13 protein-coding genes are annotated in these 20814 nt (G+C 70.2%); all 13 read right to left on the bottom strand.

Going from position 1 to position 20814, the window contains the following annotated elements:
- Positions 1–7 precede the first annotated feature (7 nt).
- The 13 genes from AC07O4_RS25160 to AC07O4_RS25100 all read right to left on the bottom strand — a co-directional run bounded on the left by AC07O4_RS25160 (position 8) and on the right by AC07O4_RS25100 (position 20691).
- Positions 8–2605, bottom strand: coding sequence for a DUF2169 family type VI secretion system accessory protein (locus AC07O4_RS25160; RefSeq protein ID WP_495305964.1), 2598 nt, complete (start codon positions 2603–2605; stop codon positions 8–10).
- Positions 2606–2634: 29 nt separating this feature from the next.
- Positions 2635–5457: a type VI secretion system Vgr family protein gene (locus tag AC07O4_RS25155; protein ID WP_495305963.1), complete on the bottom strand. Its 2823-nt coding sequence runs from the start codon at positions 5455–5457 to the stop codon at positions 2635–2637.
- Between the two features lie 41 nt (positions 5458–5498).
- The gene (tssH, locus tag AC07O4_RS25150) at positions 5499–8192 is read right to left on the bottom strand and encodes a type VI secretion system ATPase TssH (RefSeq protein ID WP_070063879.1); all 2694 of its coding nucleotides are present in this window, start codon (positions 8190–8192) and stop codon (positions 5499–5501) included.
- Between the two features lie 39 nt (positions 8193–8231).
- Positions 8232–9275 (bottom strand): type VI secretion system baseplate subunit TssG, encoded by a 1044-nt coding sequence (tssG, locus tag AC07O4_RS25145; RefSeq protein WP_495305962.1) that lies wholly within the window; start codon positions 9273–9275, stop codon positions 8232–8234.
- Positions 9276–9283: 8 nt separating this feature from the next.
- Complete coding sequence (gene tssF, locus AC07O4_RS25140; RefSeq protein WP_495275580.1) at positions 9284–11176, bottom strand: type VI secretion system baseplate subunit TssF; 1893 nt, start codon at positions 11174–11176, stop codon at positions 9284–9286.
- 6 nt (positions 11177–11182) lie between these two features.
- Positions 11183–11698, bottom strand: a complete 516-nt coding sequence (gene tssE / locus AC07O4_RS25135; protein ID WP_062481207.1) for a type VI secretion system baseplate subunit TssE — start codon at positions 11696–11698, stop codon at positions 11183–11185.
- The gene (locus tag AC07O4_RS25130) at positions 11691–12530 is read right to left on the bottom strand and encodes a type VI secretion system accessory protein TagJ (protein ID WP_159273677.1); all 840 of its coding nucleotides are present in this window, start codon (positions 12528–12530) and stop codon (positions 11691–11693) included. Before AC07O4_RS25130 ends, tssE begins: the two co-directional genes overlap by 8 nt.
- Positions 12531–12570: 40 nt before the next feature.
- Positions 12571–13128 carry a type VI secretion system tube protein Hcp gene (locus tag AC07O4_RS25125; protein WP_056584544.1) on the bottom strand — a complete coding sequence of 186 codons (558 nt, stop codon included), beginning with the start codon at positions 13126–13128 and terminating at the stop codon, positions 12571–12573.
- Between the two features lie 54 nt (positions 13129–13182).
- A complete protein-coding gene (locus tag AC07O4_RS25120; RefSeq protein ID WP_495305961.1) occupies positions 13183–15201 on the bottom strand; it encodes a caspase family protein in 2019 nt (672 codons plus the stop codon).
- Complete coding sequence (locus tag AC07O4_RS25115; RefSeq protein ID WP_495305960.1) at positions 15198–16328, bottom strand: hypothetical protein; 1131 nt, start codon at positions 16326–16328, stop codon at positions 15198–15200. The genes AC07O4_RS25120 and AC07O4_RS25115 overlap by 4 nt, the downstream gene beginning before the upstream one ends.
- A 27-nt stretch (positions 16329–16355) precedes the next feature.
- Positions 16356–17105, bottom strand: a complete 750-nt coding sequence (locus AC07O4_RS25110; protein ID WP_492683705.1) for a hypothetical protein — start codon at positions 17103–17105, stop codon at positions 16356–16358.
- A 30-nt stretch (positions 17106–17135) separates the two neighbouring features.
- A complete protein-coding gene (mltA, locus tag AC07O4_RS25105) occupies positions 17136–18719 on the bottom strand; it encodes a murein transglycosylase A (RefSeq protein WP_495305959.1) in 1584 nt (527 codons plus the stop codon).
- A 61-nt stretch (positions 18720–18780) separates the two neighbouring features.
- Positions 18781–20691, bottom strand: a complete 1911-nt coding sequence (locus tag AC07O4_RS25100; RefSeq protein ID WP_495305958.1) for a protein kinase domain-containing protein — start codon at positions 20689–20691, stop codon at positions 18781–18783.
- Positions 20692–20814: the final 123 nt, after the last annotated feature.

The raw sequence follows: 20814 nt of genomic DNA, 5'->3' as shown, positions 1-20814 counted from the left end.
GTCCTCCTCATGCGCCTGCGGCCTGCTGCTCGGGCGTGAGCCGCGGCCATGTGCGCGCGCGCTGCAGCAGGGCCCCATCGAAGCGTACGTCGCCGTCGAGCCGGGCGCGCGACAGGTCGGCAGCGAACAGGTTGCTGTTGCGCAAGTCGCAGCCGCGCAGGTCGGCGTGCTGCAGGATCGCCTCGCTGAAGTTCACGCCCGCCAGCCTGGCGCCCCGCAGCACGGTCCGGCGCAGCAACGCGCCCTTGGCCGAAGCCAGCCGCCAGTCGCTGTCGGGCAGCCGGGCCTCGCACAGGTTGGCGCCGTCGAGCACGCTGCCGAGCAGCCGCGCGCGCGACATGTCCGCAGCGCCGAAGTTGGCACCCTGCATCCGCGCCCCGGAAAAATCCGCGTCGGCCAGGTCGCAGTGCTGGGCGAACACCATGCCCATGCCGCGTGCACCGCCGAAGCGGGCCCCCGTCAGCTTGCAGGTGATCAGGTTGGCCTGGGCCAGGTGGGCTTCGCGGAAGTCGGCCTCCGTGAGGTCGCATTCGACGAACTGGCAGCCCGCGAGATCGGCCTCGGCGAGCGAGAGACCCGGCAGCGACAGCCGGTAGAAAAGCTGCTCGGGCGCCTGCAGCCCGTGCGCATCGGTGCCGTCCCAGCGCGTGCCGATCAGCATGGCGCCCTTCATCTTGGCGCGTCGCAGCGAGAGCCCCCCCAGGTCGGCATGCGACAGCTGCGTCGCGCTGAAATCGGCCTCGTCGAACACTGCGCCTTGCCAGCGCGTGCAACCCAGGTTGGCGCCCTGAAGGATGGCCCGGATGCCGATCGCGCCGTCGAGGTTCGCATGCGCCAGCACCGCCGCCGTGAAGTTCGCGCCCGACACGTTGGCTTTTCCGAAGTCCACGCTCTCGAGCCACGCGCCGGCGAAGTTGACATCGCGCAGGTCCAGCCCCGAGAAGTCGGCGCCGGTGAAGTCCATGCCGCCGAAGAACCGCAGTCCGCCGGCCAGTGCCTGCTTCATGCCGTCCTTCAGTGTCTGGGCCTGCGCCGCCTGCATCGCGGGTGCGGGCTGCTGCGCGTGTGCGCCCTGCAGATAGCCAAGCCGCTCCATCGCTTCCTGCTGCAGCAACTGGCCATGCACGGCCGCGAGGTCGAACGCACCGGTCGCGCCGGCGTTCGCGCCCTGGAGCTGCGCCAGCGCCACGTCTGCATTGAAGAGCGGCGGCCCCCGATGCTCGATGGGCTTCATGGCCGGGTTCGCCTTGCGCGCCGCCACCGCCTGCTCGAGGGCATCGAGCGCATCGTCGACGGCCGCCAGCTTCTGCGCTTCGGCCTCCTGCAGCTTCTGCTTCAGGTGGGCCACGCGCTGCGCCGGCGCTGGGGGCGCTTCGCGCGACGGCATGACGATGCCCATGGCATCCGGGTCGCGGCCGCTGGCGCGCACCTCTTCCCGCGCGAGGGCCACGTCGATCTCGGCGCGGCGGTACTGCGCCTGCGCCTGCAGGCCCTGGCTCGCGAAGGCCTCTGCGGCTCGCTCGGCCTCGGGGTCCACCGCGTCCAGCCCCTCGGGCAGCAGGTCGCTGTCGTCCAGGCATTCGACCCCGCCCCATCGCGGGTCGGCGCGTCGCGCCAGCGCATCGAGGTAGTGGGTGTCGGGCCGCGACGCATCGACGCGCTCGACGGCGCCGAGCAGCCCGTGCACGTCGGAGCCGTCGTCGGTGGCCACCTCGGCCAGCCCCTGGAACAGCAGCAGCGCCCGCTCGGCATGCGGAAAGAACCAGACCGTCGTCAGGCGCAGCGGCACTTCGCGCAGGCGCGGCTCGGCGGCGCCGACGGCGCGGTAGTCGGCGAACACGCGCGCACGCAGGCCGGGCAGCCGGCCTTCGAGCCGCGGCTTCTGCGGATGCATGTGATCGAACTGGAAAGGCTCGTCGCCGCGCAACGGGGCGTCGAACCACTGGTCCTCGGGGGCGAGATTGAAATAGCGCCAGTCCAGGTCGGGCGCGAAGCCCGGCGCATGCGCCTTGAGGTAGTCCGCGTCGTAGGTGCCGCGAAAACGCGCGCGCTCCGGATGCATCGGCCCCCGCAGGCCGAAGCCGGCGGGCGCCACGGGCTGTGCCGGATCGCGCAGGGGCTGGTCGGGCCGCTCGATGTTGGGCAGCCGATGGAACCCGCCTTCGGGCGCCGCGCCGATGCCCTCGGGGTTGGCCGGCACCGCGGCGCCCCCGTAGGCATGCGTGGCGTGGATGGGCATCGCGTCGAACGGCAGCGGCGCACTGGCCTTCGTGCCCTCCCAGTGGCGATCGCCGAAGACGAGCAGGGTCTTGCTGCGGCTGCCCAGCCGCGCGCGCACCGCGCAGGCGCTCGGGCTTTCAGCGGGAGGAAAGGCTTGGCCGTGCACGAGGAACTCGGGCGTGAGCTTGGCCACGCCCTCGTCGACCAGCGGCACCGCCATCTCGCGTCCGATGAAGTTCCAGGCCGACTGCTCGCCCCACAGCGTGCCGCCCTCGGCCTGCTCGAACGGCACGTGCAGCATGGCCGTCACGCACAGGCCGAAGCGCTTGCGGTACTCGATCGGCCGGGTGCTCAGGCAGACAGCCTGGGGTTTGACGACTTGCATGATGATTCGCGCGCTGGCCTTCTTCCCGATCAGCCGTTGGGATGGGTGGGGTTGCCGGCGTCATCGCGGCCGAGCAGCTCGCCGGCGCCGCGTTCGCTGCCCACGGCGTCGACGCCGGGGATCATGCCCAGCAGTGCCAGCACCGCGCCGCCGGTGCCCACCGTCGCGACCGTGAGGGCGCCGTCGTTGAGATTGGTGCTCACCAGATTGCGCATGCGCTCCAGCCGTCCGCGCATGCCGGGGATGCGGTCGATGTCGCTGCTCGAGAGAATTTCGTTCATCAACTTCCTCGCGTCGGCGTACTGGGAACCCAGGGACGCCGCGCCGCTGATCATGGAAACGGCACCGTACGCAAGGCTCGCGACTGCCCCCACCGTCCCGGCGGTGGCCATGGCGCCCGTCGCGGCGGTGCCCGCCCCGGCCCCGGCGCCCGGCATGATCGAATGCAGCGGGGCCTGCCGCACCGAGGTGCCGTCCCGCTCGATCTTGAGGCCGGCCACCGATTCCATGCTGATGGCCAAGGTGTTGTCGACCTTCAACCCGAGGAAGTTCGACATCGCGATGCCCAGCGCGTTGTCCATGCTCAGCCCCATGAAGGTCGAGCGGGCGACGCCGAGATTGAAGTCGGTGTTGTTGCCGATGTAGCCGCTGGTGTTGGGGCCGAGCACCGTGGTGTTCGAGCCCACCGACACGGTGTTAATGTTGCCGATGGCCACCATGTTGAGCTCGGTGTTGCTCACCAGCGTGTACTTCTGGAACGCCGCGGCATACGGTGCGGCATTGGCATCGATCTTCATCGAGTTGCCGCCGGTCACCTTGAACTCCATGTGCCCGGCCTCGAAAAGCATGGTCGGGGCCTTGTACTTCAACCCGCCCTTCACCGTGACGGTCTGCGTGCCCGTGACCGTGCGCGTCTCGTTGCCGCCCGTGATGTCGGTGCGGTTGCCGTCGGACTGGATCTTGTGATGGCCCTTCACCAGCAACGCATGGTCGATGTCGACATTCGTGGTCTGGTAGCCCACCACATGGTTGTCCTGGTTCTTGCCGACCGTGAGCTTCTGGAACTTCTGGATGATCGTGGTGTCGTTGTTCTCCACCGTCGTCTTGCGGTCCCGCACGACCGTGGAGGTCTGGTCGCGCTTCACGGTCACGGTCTGGTCGCGGTCCACCGTGGTGGAGTCGTCCAGCTCCACGCTGCGGCTCATGTTCTTCTCGGCGTGGATGTTGATGTTCTCCTCGCCCTTCTTGTCCTCGAACATGATCTCGTTGTAGTTGTTCACGCCGCCGCCCGGCGTGGACCGGGTCCGGAAGCCGCTCTGCGTGGGCGACTTGTACGGAATCGGCTGGTCGTCGTTGTAGACGCGGCCCACGATCACCGGCCGGTCGGGGTCGCCGTTGAGGAAGTCGACGATCACCTCCTGGCCGATGCGTGGCGCGAAGTAGCCGCCCCAGCCCTTGCCGCCCCAGGGCTGCGACACGCGCACCCAGCAGGTCGACTTCTCGTTGCTGTCGTCGTAGCGGTCCCAGTGAAAGTGCACCTTCACACGGCCGTGGTCGTCCACGTGCAGCTCGTCGCCCTTGGGGCCGACCACGATCGCCGTCTGCGGGCCGGGCATGGTCACGCGCGGCGTGAGGCGCGGCGCGCGAAACGGCCGGTCGACCGGCATCACGGTGAGCAGGAACAGGCTGCTGCCGGTCTGCGCGGCGGCCAGCGCGGGCGTGGCGGCGATCAGCTCTTCCAGCACCGGCAGGGTGTCGGCGTTCACGGCGTCGTCGCGCAGCACCTCGGCCAGCGCGCGCTGCACGGGCTGGGCCGGCGCGCTGGCGCTCACGCCCTCGTAGCCGCGGTGGCTGGCGATGAAGGTGCAGGCGGCGATCACGTAGTCGCCGTTGCGCGTGCCGTCGGGATCGTCCTCGAACTTGAAGCTGCGCCCGGCCGCGACGTCGGGCCAGGGCGTGAACGCCCAGTGGCGGTCGCGGCGCGCGTTGAGTTCGTCGCCGCGCAGCTTGGCGCGCGTCTCGGCGTCGTCGCCGCTGAAGTAGCCGCCGGGGAACTCGAACATCTCGAACTCGGCGAGCTCGTGCTGGTCGGAGCTGTCGATGTCGGCGCCCAGCTTCTTCTTGATGGCCTTGAAGTCGCTGTCGCGCGACGAATGCTTGCCGGTGTCGAACTGCCGCGCGCTGACCCAGCGAGAGATCTCGTTGAAGCGCGGCTCGGCCGCGTGGACGGCCATGTGGCGCAGCGTGCCGGTCGCGGGCAGCTTGTCGTGCGCCAGGTCGCTGGCGTCCGACAGGTGCATGGTGCCGGGCGCGTCGTGCGCGTCGAACCAGTAGTAGATGCCCTCATCCTCCAGCAGGCGCGACAGGAACTGGTAGTCGCTCTCCTGGTGCTGCACGCAGTAGCGGCGCGGGTTGTGCGTGCCGATGACGTTGGTGGCCTTGGTCTTCTTGAAGCGCTTGATCGGGCTGTCCTCGAACACCGCGTCGAGCACCTCGAGCACCTTCTTTTCCTGGTGGATGCGCGAGTTGGCGCGCTTGGTGAGCAGCCAGAACCACGAGCGCAGCGCGATGCGGTACTCGTAGTGCCGCCCGATGTGGCCCGCGCGCACGAAGCGCACCGCGTGGCCCTGGCAATGCCGCTCGTGCGCGCCGCCATCGGCGTCCTTGAACTCGATGACCACGTCGAAGGCGTGGCCCAGGATGTCCTTGGCGGCGAGGTCCTTGTTCTTGGACAGCACGGTGAGCTCGTAGGCCGCGGGGCGCGCCAGCGCCTCGTGCCCGACGATGCGCCAGAACATCAGGTCGTCCTTGGCGGGCGAATCGCTCTCGATGCGGAACTCGTGGTCGGCCATCTTGGGTCTCTCGGAAGTGGGGCGTCGCGCTGCGGGGTCGGTCAGTCGAACGCGTAGGTGAAGTCGGCGTCCTTCACGTCGAGCGCCACGCGGCGAATCTCGCCACCCGAGGCCAGGCGTTGCAGGTACTCGACCGAAATGGTGGGCAGCACGGTGTTGGTGAGGATCGCGTCGATCACGCGCCCGCCCGACTCCGGGTCCTGGCAGCGCGCGACGACCTGCTCGATCACCGCTTCGGTGTATTCGAAGGGCACGCCGTGGTTGGTCTCCACGCGCTTCTTGATGCGGCCCAGCTGCAGCCGCACGATCTTCTTCATCATCTCGGGCGACAGCGGGTAGTAGGGAATGGTGACGATGCGGCCCAGCAGCGCGGGCGGAAACACCTTCATGAGCGGCGCCTTGAGCGCATCGGCCAACGCGTTCGAATCGGGCAGCAGCTCGGGGTCGCGGCACATGCTCATCACGAGCTCGCTGCCGGCGTTGGTGGTCAGCAGGATGATCGTGTTCTTGAAATCGATCATGCGGCCCTCGCCGTCTTCCATCCAGCCCTTGTCGAAGACCTGGAAGAAGATCTCATGCACGTCGGGGTGAGCCTTCTCCACTTCGTCGAGCAGCACCACGCTGTACGGCCGGCGGCGCACGGCCTCGGTCAGGATGCCGCCCTCGCCGTAGCCCACGTAGCCGGGCGGCGCACCCTTGAGCGTGGAGACGGTGTGCGCCTCCTGGAACTCGCTCATGTTGATGGTGATGATGTTCTGCTCGCCGCCGTACAGCGCCTCGGCCAGCGCCAGCGCGGTCTCGGTCTTGCCCACGCCCGAGGTGCCGCAGAGCATGAAGACGCCGATGGGCTTCTGCGGGTTGTCCAGCCGTGCGCGCGAGGTCTGGATGCGGCGCGCGATCATCTCCAGGCCGTGCTTCTGGCCGATGACGCGCTGGTTGAGCGTGTCGGCGAGCTTGAGCACCGCCTCCACTTCGTTCTTGACCATGCGGCCGACGGGAATGCCAGTCCAGTCAGCGACCACCGAGGCCACGGCCTGCTCGTCGACCGACGGCAGGATCAGCGGCGACTCGCCCTGCACCGCGTGGATCTTCGTCTGCAGTTCGTGCAGCTCGGCCAGCAGCGTGGCGCGGTCGGGGCCGGCCTCGGCGGCGGTTTCACCGGCCGCCGGTTCATCGACCGGCTTGTTGCCCGCGCGCAGCTTGCTGCGCAGTTCGAGCAGGCGGTCGACCAATCCCTTCTCTTCCTGCCAGCGCGCGTTCAGCGCTTCGAGCTGCACCTTCGACTCGGCCAGCAGCGTGGCCACGAGCGCAGCGCGCTTGGTCACGTCGATGCCGATGGCTTCTTCGCGGCCGATGATCTCCTGCTCGACCGTGAGGCCTTCGATGCGGCGCATGCAGTCTTCGACTTCGGGCGGCGTCGCGTGCTGCGACACGGCCACGCGCGCGCAGGCCGTATCGAGCAGGCTCACGGCCTTGTCGGGCAGCTGGCGCGCGGGGATGTAGCGGTGCGAGAGCTTCACGGCCGCCTCGATCGCCTCGTCGAGCAGCTGCACGCGGTGGTGCTTCTCGAGCACGCTGGCCACGCCGCGCAGCATCAAGATCGCCTTGGTCTCGTCGGGCTCGGGCACCTGCACGACCTGGAAGCGCCGCGTGAGCGCCGGGTCTTTCTCGATGTATTTCTTGTACTCGGCCCAGGTGGTGGCGCCGATGGTGCGCAGGTTGCCGCGCGCCAGCGCCGGCTTGAGCAGGTTGGCCGCATCGCCGGTGCCGGCCGCGCCGCCCGCGCCGACCAGCGTGTGGATCTCGTCGATGAACAGGATGATCGGCGTGGGCGAGCTTTGCACCTCGTCGATCACCTGGCGCAGGCGCTGCTCGAACTCGCCCTTCATGCTCGCGCCAGCCTGCAGCAGGCCGATGTCGAGCGTGAGCAGCTTCACGTCCTTCAGCTGCGGCGGCACGTCGCCGCGCGCCAGGCGCTGCGCGAAGCCTTCCACCACCGCGGTCTTGCCCACACCCGCCTCACCCGTGAGCAGCGGGTTGTTCTGGCGGCGGCGCATGAGGATGTCGACGATCTGGCGGATTTCCTCGTCCCGCCCGGTCACCGGATCCATCTCTCCCTTCTTGGCTTTCTCCGTGAGGTCGACAGCAAATTTCTTGAGGGCATCGCCCTTGCCCATGGCGGCCGGCGCCATGGCGCCCGAGTCTTCGCCGGGTGCACCGCTGCCCATGCCGGTGCCGTCCTGGGCGCGCATCTGCGCTTCGGGCGAGGCGTCGCAAATCTTGGGGAAGTTGTCGGCCAGGTCTTCGACCTTGATCTTCTCGAACTGCTTGGACAAGCCGAACAACGGGTTGCGCAGGCTCTGCGTTTTCAGCATGCCCACCAGGATGTAGCCGGTGCGCACCTGCGCCTCGCCGAACTGCAGGGTGGCGTAGGTCCACGCGCGCTCGATGGCGTTCTCGATGTGCGGCGAGAAATCGCTGATGGCGGTGGCGCCGCGCGGCAGGCGGTCGAGCGCGGCCGTCATGTCCTTGGCGATCACCGACACGTCGAGGCCGTAGTGCTGGATCACGCGGTGCAGGTCGGAGTCCTGCGCCTGCAGCAGCTGGGCGAACCAGTGCTCCAGCTCCACGTACGGATTGCCGCGCATCTTGCAGAAGACGGTGGCGCCCTCGATGGCCTTGTAGGCCAGCGAGTTGAGTTTGCCGAAGAGGGCGGTGCGGCTGATTTCACTCATGGAGGACTCCGTATCTCTTCTGAACGAATGAAGATGGGTTTATTGAAAAGAGGCGGGCTGCTTCGGCAGGCGCGCCCTCGACGGCTGGCTGGCAATGCGCACGTCGGCCGCATCGCGCGTGCGCGGGCGTTCGCCGAGCCACGAGACCCAGCCCAGGCGCGGGCCGTTGCCCCGGGCCTGGCCCAGGCGCGTGGGCGGTACCTGTACTTTCTCGAGCACCAGCTGCGCGTCCCATTCGAGGGTGTCGCCGAGCAGCTGCTGCATCCAGCGCTGCAGCACGGGCTGCGCGTCGCCGGTGGGCAGGAACATGCGGTACTGGTCGATCGTGAGCGGCCCCAGGTGCAGGCGCACGCGGTGCTGGCGGTCCCACGCGCGCGTGCCGAGCATCGCGCCCATGCCCATCGCGCGCGAACTCTCGCCCTGCCCCAGCCGCGTGACCTCGTCCGTGGGCACGCGCATCCAGTGGCCGACCCAGCGCTCCAGCTTCACCGGCACGCCGAAGTAGCTGCACAGCACCGACTCCACGCTTTCCGCGTTGTGCACGCGGCGCGCGAGCCAGCCCGAGAAATGCAGGCGCGCGTCGTCATGGATCTCGTCGCGGTCGATGCGCCCCGGCGTGCCGATGCCGACCAGCGCGCCGACCTGCAGGCGAAAGCGGTCTTCGCCCGGCCGGTCGAGCGCCACGGCCGGGCGCGACTGCGCCCAGGCGCGGTAGAAGTGCAGCGAGAAGCGGTGCGAGAAGGTGTCGAGAAAAGCCAGCCAGGTCGGGTCGCCGTGGTTCAGGCTGCGCTCGCGGATGAAGTCGCTCAGGTGCACCGGCAACGGGCCGTTGGGGCCGATGTAGCCGAAGAAATGCTGGCGCAGGCGCGGCGGCGAATGCGCGGTGGCCGGCTCGAAGCGGCTGAAGCTGGCGGGCGCGAACGACAGCGACGGCTCCTGCCCCACGCGCACCGGCTCGGCGCTGGGCAGCAGGGCGCGGCCCCAGCGCGGCGTGGTCTTCGCGACGGATTCGATGCGCCGCATCACGGCGAAGTAGTCGAAGTCCCACGGCTGCGCCGACCACCCGCGCAGCGCCTGGTCCACCCGCGTGCTTACAGAATCTGTCGTGTCCCGCACAGCGGCCTCCAGCGCATGGCTTCGCCCTTGCCCGCGACGCGCAGCACGGTCTCGACGAAGTGGTTCACCTCGACATGGCGCGCGAGAAACTGCGCCAGCACGGCACCGAACAGGAAGGCGCTGTGGCCATGGAAGGCGTCCTTGTCGACTTCGAGCGTCACCTCGAGCCCGCGCCCGAAGGCGATCGGGCCCGCGAGCGGCAGGCGCCGCGCCACGGGCTTGCTCTTGACCGACAGCAGCCCGCGCACCTGGCCCTGGCGCATCTCGTCGGCATGCACGGCGTAGAGCATGAGCGTCTCGCGCAGCGCGGCGGCGCCCTGCTCCGGCGTGCTGTCGGACAGCGACAGGTAATTGAGCGCCAGGTGATCGATGACGCGCCAGCCCAGCCCCTGGCTCACGACCGGCGACACCGGCCGCGACGGCCCGCGCACCATGCGCACGCGCTGCACGGGAAAGGAGTCGACGCAGTCGAAGTCGTTGTCGCGCCCCAGCGGCATCAGCAGCGGCAGGTCGCGGTTGGTGCACAGCGCGGTCACGGCGAGCTGGCGCAGCGTGGCGGCATACGGCGCCTGCTGCGGGTCGACGATCTGCATGTAGACCTCGGAGCCGATGTGGCTGCTGCGGTGGCCTTCGGTGCGCTGGCGCACCGAGAGCATGCGCGGCTCGCGCGTGGTCGTGAAGTAGGCCGGGTGGCTGTTGCGGCTGCCGTGGAAGGCCGAGTAGAACGGCCGGAACGGCTGCTCGGCCACCGCGGCGTCGGCCCCCGGCGCGCCGTGGCCGATGACCTCGGTGACGGTGTGCACCTCGAAGTCCTGCGGCCGCGTGCGGTCGGGCACCAGGTGGAACTGGCTCACGCCTTCGGTCACGGGCACGCGGTCGAGCCGCTTGGTGAACAGGTTGACGGCGGGCACGCAGTGCAGCTGCACGTTGTCGGCGCTCACCAGCTTCTCGAGCGCCGCATCGCCGCGCGAGAACAGCAGCACGATCTCCAGCTCGGTCACCGGCATCGTCGCGAGCAGCGCCTGCAGCCCGCCGATGCGCACGAACTGGAAGCGCTGCGGAAATGCGAAGTACTCCTGCAGCAGCCGGAAGCCCGAGAAGCCCGTGGCCGTGACGGGCAGCAGCGCCTCGTCGTCCCTGAAGCCGACCGCGCCGATGGCGCTGCCCGGCAGGCTGCGCATGGTGCCTTGCAAGGCACCACTGGCCGTGAGCGGTCGCACCCACACGCCGATGGGCTGGCCCAGCGCGCATTCGTGCAGCTGCCAGGCCACGTCTTCCGCGCCGCCGAAGTGCAGCACCAGATCGTCGAGCGCGATCTGGCTGAAGTCCAGCCCCGCCGTGGCGCGCAATGCAATGCGCAGGCCGCCGCGGATGGCGCGCGACTGCGGATGGGTGTTCAGCGGCAGGTCGGGCGCGTAGGTGAAGTACTGGGCGCGCTGCACCTCGATCGGCCAGATGCGCAACGCGGCGGCGGTGCGGAACTCGCAGTGCGTGTTCTGCCCCACGGCCTGGCGCGCGCGCAGGCCGGCGCCGCGCGGCAACGTGGGGCCGGCCGCGAGGTTGGCGTCTTCCGGGTCGGGCACGAACGACACCACCGTCATGGCCGGCGTCGGCGCCAGGAAGTGCGGGTAGACGATGTCCAGCAGGTGGCCCGTGAAGCGCGGGTATTCGGCGTCGAGCTTCAGGCCCACGCGCGCCGAGAGAAAGGCCGTGGCCTCGATCAGCCGCTCCACGTACGGGTCGGCGACCTCCTGGCCCTCGATGCCCAGCCGGTGCGCGATCTTCGGGAACGCACGGGCGAACTCCGAGGCGCTTTCGCGGAAGTAGCGCAGCTCCTGCTCGTACAGGCTCAGCAGCCGAGGGTCCATGTGGACTTACCTTGGGTTTTGCGCCATGTCCACGATCTCTATGCGGCCCTCTTCCAGATCGACGCGGCTTCGCATGAGGAACTCGAGCGGCACGGGCTGCGCCCACAGCATGCCGCGGATCTGCAGGCCGATGCTGTTGTGGGACTCCAGGGCCGGGCCTTCCATGACGAGTTCGACTTCGAGTGTGCGGGACAAAATGCGCGGCTCGAACTGCAGGATTGCGTTCTTCAAAGCCTGTTCCATGCTGACACGCTGCACCGACGAGGTGAACTGGCCAGACAGCATAGGCAATCCGTAGTTGATGACGGAGCGCGCGGCATTCGGGTGCTGCTTGTCGTCCATCGACAGGCCGTGCCCCGTGGCATTGAAGAGCCAGCCGAGGTCGCGCAGCACGGCCTGGCGCAGCGCCTGCTTGGTGAGCGTGCGCTTGTCGTCGCCCTCGCGCTTCTCGTCGGGCGCGTGGTCGACGAGGCGGTCCAGCAGCGAGGGCTGCAGCCGCTCCTGCGCCGTGAGTTCAGCCACCGCCGCTGCTTTCGCCGCCTTCGGCCGCATCAACAGCGGCGGGCGTGAAGAGGATCTCGCGCACGTCCATCAGCGCGTACTCGCCCGCGTCGCTGCCGAGCACGCGCTGGCCGTAGCCGGCCCAGACCTCGGGGCGCAGCTCGCGCCACTCGGTCTTGCGCGCCAGGCGCAGCTCGCCGTCGTCCTGCGCCTCGGTGCCTTCGTAGCGCGTGGGGATGAGGGCCAGCGTTTCGCCGCCGTTCTCGAACTGCAGGTGCGCGGGCATCCAGACGCAGTCGCGCAGGTCTTCGGGCGGCTCGATCTTGATGTGCGCCAGCCGCGCGTAGGGAATCCAGTAGTACTTGCCGTTGACGAAGGCCTCGAGCACCGGGCCCAGGCGCATGTCGGCGTCGGCCAGCCATTCGAAGGGCGCGCCGTCGATGGTGCCGGCGATGGCGGGCGCGCCGTCGAAGGCGCGCTGGCGCAGGTCTTCGGCCAGCCCGCTCTCACCGCGGCCTTGCCGCAGCAGCGATTCGATGAGCAGTGCCAGCCATTCATCGGGCTGGCCGAAGATCATCGGCGTGCGCGTGCCGGCGAACACGTCGGCGCGCAGGCCTTCGCAGCGCACGGCCTCGCCGTACACCTGCTTCATGGGCACGGCGAGCGCGTCGAGCTCGGCCGCGACGGTGAGCTGGTTGAGCGCGCGCTCCCACTGTCCGAGCACGCACAGGAGCTGCGCCATGAAGACGCGGTGCTTGGGGTCGGAGGGCTTGGCGCGCACGTCGTCGCTCAGGGCCTTGAGGGCGGCCACCGGGTCGGCGGCCTTGAGGAAGTCTGCGGCGGTCGTCGTCATGGCGGGGTGCTCCTGGAGGCGTTCGGGTTCAGGTTCCGGCTCACGTGCGGGTGAACTGGCATTCGCGCACCGCGCCGCGCGCGCCGCTGGTCTTCTGCGGCGCCGACTTGATCTTCACCGTGCGGTAGCTGATGGAGACCAGCTCCGAGGGCACGCCCCAGTGCCCGCCGGAGTTGAGCACCAGCCGGCAGATGCGCGCGTTCTCCAGCGAGATCTCGAAGGTCGCCTGCGCCTCGGGCGACTGCGGATCGCCGCCGGCCTTGTAGGCGCTGATGACGACCTTCAGGTCTTTCTCCTGCGCGCGCAGCAGGCTGGCGAGCGTGGCCGTGGCCGCGTCGCTGCGGCGCGCGACGACCAGGTTGTGGGGCACGACCTGGTTCTGTGCGGACGACTCGGGCACCTGCACCGACCAGTAGTAGCCGCCGATGTTCAGGCGCGCCTTGCCGTCGTCGAAGACGCGTTCGAGCTCGCCCTCGACGGGCGAGCCCTTGCTCTCGATCATCATGACCAGGTCGGTCTCGGCCGAGCCGGTGCCGATCAATTCGTAGAACTGCCGTGCGTCTTCGGGGCTCCAGGAGCCGTCTTCGAGAAATGCCATGTCAACCTCCGGATTCGGACAAAGAAAACTGGACCGGGACCACGCGCACCTGCCTCATGGCCGCACGCCACCGTCTGCCGCGGCGGCGCTCCTGCGCAGCAAGGCCGCGAACACCTGGCGCTCGCCGCCGGCGGCCGGTGGCTGGCCGCCGCGCACGCGCACTTCCGACACGTCGGCCTGCGCCGCGGTGGCCACGCCGAACAGGCGCGGCGCGCTGTGGGGCGCGGCCGGCACCGCCATGACGAGCAGGCGCGCCTCGCCGGCCGCATCGAGCCAGGGCAGGTCGAAACGCTTGACCGCCGGTTGCTCGGGCGTGCCGCGCTTGAAGCGGTTGGTTTCGCCAGCCCCGTCGGGGTACACGGCCTGCAGCGCGCCGCGCGCGTCGATGCCGGTGATGACGAGGTCGAGCGAGCGGCCGCTGGTGTTGCGCACGTTCAGGCGCACGCGCTCGCCCGTCCGCAGTGCAGGCAGCACGCTCGCGGCCTCGGCGACGGGCACGCTGCGCAGCAGCCGGTCGGCGCTCCAGACTTCGAGCGCCGCATCGAAACCGTCGAGCTGGCCGCCCCTGGCATGGGCTTGCAACTGGGCCAGCCACTTGAGCTGCGCCAGCGCCTGCAGGCGGCGGCGCAGCGCGGCCACGTCGGGCACCACGACGGTGGAGGCAGCGGTGCCGAACACGGGCGCGAGCGCTTCGAGGCGATGGCCGGCGGGGCCGAGGTCGGTCCAGCGCACGTCGGCGCTCGCGGGGTCGTCGGCCAGGCGGATCGCGGCCGGGTAGTCGAGGCTCAGGCCGGCGGGCAGCGGCTTGTCGGCGCGCACGCGCAGCGCCGTCGCAGCCGGCTCGGCAACAGGCGTGACGCTCCAGAACGCGCTGCCCGGTAGGTCTTTCAGCGCCGCGGGCACGGCAAGCCACGCGCCGCCGAGCTTGATCTGCGCGATGGCGGCCGGTGCGCGGCGCACGGTGCCGTCGTCGAGCGTCGCGAGCACGCGCACCTCCTGCTGCGGCGCCAGGCCGTCGAGCAGGCCGGCCTTGACGGCCAGGCTGTCGCCGCTGCGCTGCGCGCCCCACACCGGGCGCGTGGACGCGGGCGCGCCGCTGTTGGCGAACAACGGCGCATCGAGGTTGCCCTCGGCCACGGGCGACGGCAGCTCGCGCGTGGGAAAGCGCTGCGCGAGTTCGTCGATGACCGGCGGGTACAGCGCGAGCACGCCGTCGAACAGGTCGCGCCAGGTGGCGGGCTTGCGCGCCAGCGACTCGACCACAGCCCAGGTCAGGAGGCCCTGCGGCCGGGCGCTTCGCGCCTTGCGCGGCAGGCGCAGCTCGGGCGTGATCTGGTGGCTCTCGGACGCGAACAGCGCCACGTAGCGGGCGCGCGGCACGGCGTCGCCGGTCGCTGGCGGAGACAAGGACCGTGCGGGCGATGCACCGCCCGTGAGCTGCGTCGTGCGCAGGCCGCGCCAGCGCACCTCGTCGTCGGCCGGGCCTTCGGCGGTTGCGGGCGCATCGCCGGTGCCGCGCGTCATGGAGTTGGCGGAGCAGGTGTCGAACACCGAGGCGACGAACACGTTCTTCGCGAGGAAGGCCTGGATCCAGGCGTCGAAGTCGACGTCGCGCAGGTCGCCGCTGAGCGCGGCATCGGCGCCGAGCGTGCCGCGCACGTCGCGCGCGAGAAAGTTCTCGGACAGGCCGTCGGGCTCCTGGTAGCGCTTGGCCACGTCGCGCAGGCGCGTGCCGTGGCCGGAGAAATACAGCAGCACGAAGTCGCCGCTGGCCGACTGCGCGAGCAGCCGCGCCAGGGCCTCGTGGATGGCCTGCGATTCGGGCAATGCAGCGCCGGGCACGCCGTCGGCGAGCACGGCGATGTCGGGCGCGGTGAAGCCCTGCTTGAGCAAGGCGTCGCGCATGAGCATCACGTCGTTGCGCGGCGCCTGCAGCCACAGGGCCTGCGGCTGGTTGACGAGTTCGGAGACGCCGACGAGCAGCGCGCGCTGCGCGGCCTGCGCGGCGACACCGCCCGCGCCCCACACCACCAGCGCGAGCAGGAACCGCAGGCTGCACGCGCGCCAGTTCATGGCGGCTCCGAGGCCGGTCCGGCCGACGCCACGAGCGGCGACGTCGCGAGCACCGACAAACCGCCGACGGGATCGGCCACGCGCAGGCGCCAGACGCCGTTCGGCCCCGGCCCGCCGACCACTTCGGCCGACATCGTGCGCAGCAGGCGATCGGCCTCGTCGATGCGCACTCCGTCCTTCCAGCGCACGACCAGGTTGGCCTGCGCCGCGACCGGCACCGTGGGCACCGAGCGGAAGCGCACCTCGTCCTCTTCCGCAGTGCTGCGCCCGCCGATGAGCCCCACGTTCTGGATCACCGCGAACAGCGCCACCGCCGCGAAGGCCGGGCGCGCCCAGCCTTCGGCGCCGAACCAGCGGCGGATGCTGCCCCACCAGCCGTCCTCGGGCCGCGGCAGCGGCCGGGCGGGCGATGGCGGCGGCGCGGCGGGGGCCTCCTCCTGCGGTTGCGCCAGCGCACGGCCCAATTGCAGGCCGGCATCGCGGTACAGCGCCTGGTAGTCGGTGCGCGGGTCCTGCGGGCCCAGCGGCGTGCCCGAGAGCACCGAGAACGCGCCGGCCACGCCGCGCAACGCGATGCGCCCGGGCTCGGGCGCGATGTCGGGCGCCGCGTGCGCGGCCCATTCGTCGTGCACCGCGCGGATCGCGGCGAGCCGCGTGGCCGACACCTCGCCGAGCACGCGCGCGGCCAGCTGCGGACTGGGTTCCAGCGTGAGCACGTTCCACGCCTGGACCACGCCGAACATCGGCTCGAAGGGCTCGTCGTCGGGCTCCAGCAGCACGTCGAAGGGGCCGGCCCAGTCGGGCTCGCCCGCGGCCATCCAGCCCTGCCAGAGGTCGCCGTGGATGCAGCGGTCGAGCAGCACGCCGAGCAGGCGCCCGTCGTGCACCACGCTCACGAGGCGGCCCGGCGCCCAGCGCGCGGTGAAGGCGCGCCGGGCGACAGCCTCGCGGCGCCGGGCCAATTCGGTCAAGGGGAGCAGCAGGTCCGACACCACCGGCGTGCCCGCGCCCGCGCTGCCGTGCGGCATCGCGACGGGTGCGGCGTCCGGCGGGGCATCGCCGGGCGGCGCGCCGGTTTCGAACGCATGGCGGATCACGCTGAGCGGGGGCCAGAGGTCGGTGGTCATGGCGTCTGTTCCTGAATGGCTATGTCTTCAGACATAAGACGCTTCAGCCCCGAGGATTTTGAAAACCTGCAGGATCGCCGCCATGTTGTCGGCCTCGATGGCGATGCCCAGGGTCTGGCCGATCCAGCTGCCGATGCGGGTCTGCGCATAGCCGGCGCCCAGCCCTTCGCGCTTGTGCACGAGGCCCAGCCGCCCGGCGCGGTAGTGGTACGAGGCGATGGCGTGGCGCGAGGCCACGCCCGACAACCCGCCCTCGGCCTCCTGCCCGAAGCCCTCGCACAGCAGGATGCGCTCGGGCTCGGGCAGCCCGGCGATGAAGGTGCGCGCCGCCAGCTGCACGGCCTGCGCGCTGAGGCCGTGCTCGGCCAGGCAACCGTCGAGGTCTTCGCCCGGCCCGAGTTCGTCTTCGAGCTGGGCCTCGGTGATCTGGTCGCCGATGGAGACCTTGCGGCGAAACGAACTGGCGCGCGTGCAGTCGATGAGGTAGCGGCGAAAGTACGCGCACAGCGCGAAGGCGGTGGACGGCGCGCTGTGGCCGGCACGCTCTTCCGACTCATCAGGATCGGCATCGAGCCGCAGCACCTTCACGTAGATGAACTGCGCCACCAGCTCCTGCCGCCCCTCGCCCAGCACCTGCAGCTCGGGCGGGTTGCAGGCCACGAGCGCCTCGCCCACGATGCGGTACATGGTGCCCATGTCGTCCGAGGACAGCGTCTGCCGGCGCCGCCAGAGGCGGACGAGTTCAGAGCTCTCGGCGGACGAAAGGGTTTCCTGCATGAAGGGCCAAGGGGGTCGAGAAAGGTGAGGTCAGTCGTCGACGCAGACGCCTTCGGTCGGAACGAGGCACTGCGGAAGATTCGCGCCGACCGGGCCACCGCGCGTGCGGATCGCACCCGACACCGCCGCCTGCGCCACGGCCAGGCCGCGCGGCAGCAGGATCCACAGCTGTCCGCGCTCCTTCATGCGGCGCGCGTTGGTGGCGGCCTGCTGGCCGTTGCCGAAGAAATAGTCGGCCCGCACCGCGCCGCGGATGGCGCCGCCGGTGTCCTGCGCAATGGTCAGGCGCTGCATGGGTGCGCCGCTGCCGGGCGTGCGCGTCGACACGAACACCGGGTAGCCCAGCGGCGTGCTGCGCGGATCGACCGCGATCGAGCGGCCGGCCGACAGCGGCACGCCGAAGGCGCCCACCGGGCCGCCCGCGGGCGAGGTCGATTCCTTGAAGAACACGTAGCTCGGGTCCTTGATGCCGGAGCCGGTCACCGCGCCGGCCGTGCGCCGCCCCGGCACCACCACCGCGCCGCTGGCCGTGGGCCGCGCCAGCGTGAAGCCGCGCGTGCGGATCACGCTGTTGTCGATGGCGCCCGTGTCTTCGTCGTCGCCGTCGTCCAGCGTCAGCTCGAGCGAGCCGCCGCGCACCTTCACGGCGCTGCGCGGCTTGCCGTTGGCGGCCTGCGCGATGGTCGGACGGAAGGGCTGGCCGTTCTGCTCGGCGTAGGCCACGCGCACGACTTCGCCGCTGGGCAGCTTGATGCGGCCCGAGCCCTGGATCTGCATCTCGTACAGCGCGGTGGCGCTGCTCACGAAGGCCAGCACCTTGGCGTTGGGCGCGCCCTTGGTCTCGATCTCTTCGCGCGTGTAGTACGGCAGCAGGCGCTTGCCGTCGATGCGCAGGCGCACCTTGCGGTCGAGCGTGTCGCGGGTGATGGCCGAGAGGTCGAGCGCATACAGGCCCGGTGCGCCCATGTCGCGCGTGCTCAGGCCGCTTTGCACGATCACGTTGCGACCTTCGACCTTCGCGGCCACCGTGCCGCTGCCGGCCGGGAGCTTGCGCGCATCGACGAACAGCATGTCCTCGGGCTGGCCGTAGACCGGGTAGATGAACGGCGCGACGTAGGTGCGGCTGCCCGCGATCTCGGGCTCGAAGTAGCCGGTGACCACGCCGTCGGGCTTGCGGTCGTCGTCGCGGATCTGATAAGCCGAGAACTCGCTCTCGAAGAAGCCGCGGATCGCCTGCGTGCTCTTGCCGTCGACCTTCAGCGCGCGCTCGCACACCTCTTTCCACTCGGCGCCGCGGCCGTTGAGCACCTTGCAGCTGCCCAGGAAGGCCGGCCAGCTTTCCGAGAAGTCGTCGCGCGCCCAGCCCGGCACGGCGTCGAAGCCGACCGAGGTGTAGGTGGCGAGCTGGGTCGAGAAGGTGCGCGCCTGCCCGGCCACGCTGCCGCCTGTGGGGCGGGCCGGTGCGGCCGCGGGGTCGGCCGTGGTGGGCGCGGTGGCGGCCGTGCCCGTGGCGGTCGGCGGCGTGTTGGCGCAGGCGGCCAACAGCACCAGCGCGACCACGGCGGCCGTTCGGCAAAGGGGAAGCGCGAAGTGCGGCGACGGTGACGTGTGCATGAAAGTCTCCTGGTCGTGGTCGTGGAAAGGGGGCCGAAAGCGGCCGACGCTCTACAGACGATTACTTCTCGACGATTTTGAAATTCGCGACGCCATAGACGTCGTTGCACGGCGGGGCGCCCGGCGCGCAGACCGGTTTGCCCAACAGCGGCGACGGCCCCGTGCCGCGCGTGGCTTCGAGTGCCGCGAGCACCGGCAGCGGGAACTGCGGGAACACGCCTTCGTTCTGCACGCCCGAGGCGCCGAAGTCGCGCTCGTGCTCGCTCACGAGCACCGCGAACTGGTTGGTGCCGGCCGGCCCGCCGGCGTCCATCGGCCACGAGGCACGCGGCAGCGCCAGCGCGGCGTTGGCGGTGATCTTGTTGTACTTGTCGAGCAGGTTCGGGAACAGCAGGAACATCTCGCCGCCGCTGGACAGCAGGAACACGTAGACGAAGCCGTCGCGCTTGCTGCGCACTTCGAAGGCCAGCTTGTCCTTGCCGATGGCGACCTCGGCCTTCTTCGGCGTGGCCGTGACTTCGAAGCCCGGGGCGGCGCCGGCCGCTAGCGATTGCAGGGATTCGGCGGGGGTGCGCGGCTTGGGCGGTGGCGGAGGTGGCGGCGGTGGGGGGGCCTCGGCGACCTGGGTGGGGGTGTCGGGGGGTGGTGCGGGCGTGGCGGTTTGCGCCGTCTTGCCGGCATCGCCTTCGCTGCCCGAGCGGCCGAGGAACCACCATCCGCCGCCCGCTGCGGCGACCAGCACGGCGGCGGCGACTGCGCCGAGGACGGCCTTGTTGCTGCCACCGCCCTTGTTGTTGTTCGCAACAGGTGCCTTGGCGGCGATCGGCTTCGGCATGTGGGCCGTGCCGATCACGGTCGGTGCATCGGCGCCCGACTGACTGCTTCGTGCGCCCGACGGCGGCACGGTGCGCGGCGTGGGCGCGATGCTGTGGCCGACCTCCAAACCCAGCGCCGCACGCAGCTCCGCCATCGACTGCGGCCGCGCTTCGGGCCGAACGCCCAGGCCCGCGTCGATCGCCGCGAGCAGCCGGTCGCTGTAGCGCTGGCGCAGGATGTCGTTGCCGGCCAGCGGCACGTAGCTGTCGGACAGCAGCCGCGCCACCGAGGGCGGCGGTGCCCGGCCGCACACGGCGACGTGCATCACGGCGGCGAGCGCGTAGACGTCGGTCCAGGCGCCCTGCGACATGTCGGGCATCTCGGCGTACTGCTCGATGGGCGCGTAGCCGGGCTTGAGGATGACGGTGATCGCCTGCGTCTTGTCGGTGATCACGCGGCGCGCGGCACCGAAGTCGAGCACCACGGGGCGGCCGGAGCCTTCGAGCAGGATGATGTTGTCGGGGGCGATGTCGCGGTGGTAGCAGTGGGCGTTGTGCATCACGGCGAGGGCCTGCGTGACGCCGTCCATGATGCGGGTGAGCCAGGCTTCGTCGACGCCTGCGGGGATCGCCACCAGGGCCTCTCGCAGGGTGTCGCCCTTGTAGAAGGGCATGACCATGTAGGTGGTGCCCTTTTCTTGCCAGAAGCGGTAGACCTTGAGTAGCGAGGGGTGGTCGAACTGGGCGAGGAGGCGGGCTTCGTTGATGAAGCTGCGCATGCCGAGGTCGAAGGTTTCTCTGTGTCTTTCTGACAAGGGGACTACGGTGCCGTCCTGCTGTCTTGTGGAGAGCGATGTCGGCAGGTATTCCTTGATGGCTACTACGCGCTCCAGCGTGTGGTCCCAGGCTTCGTAGACGACGCCGAAGCCGCCTTGGCCTACGACTCGGGTGACTTCGAATTCGGCGAGGCGGCTGCCTACGGGGAGGAGGCCTGCGTCGTGGGTGGCTGTGGCGGGACTTGTTACCGGGGTGCCTGAGGCTGTGGTGAAGCCGCCGGCTGTGATGACTGTGGCCCCGCCTGTGTCAGCTTCGGTTGTGGGCGTGCGTGAGACGACTCGGGTGCGGTCGTCTTCCGGGGGAAGGGCGTTGTCGGTCATTGACCTGCTCCTGCTAGGTGAACGCCGTTTTGGGTTTGCTTCCCGAGGCCGGGTCTCGCCCCGGCAGGCGACCTACTTTTCTTTGCTTCGCCAAAGAAACGTAGGCAAAAGAAAGGCGACCCT

Source organism: Variovorax sp. GW821-FHT09D04, assembly GCF_059416405.1.
Note: the sequence above shows the minus strand (reverse complement) of the source record. Positions and strands in the feature narration are given on the sequence as shown.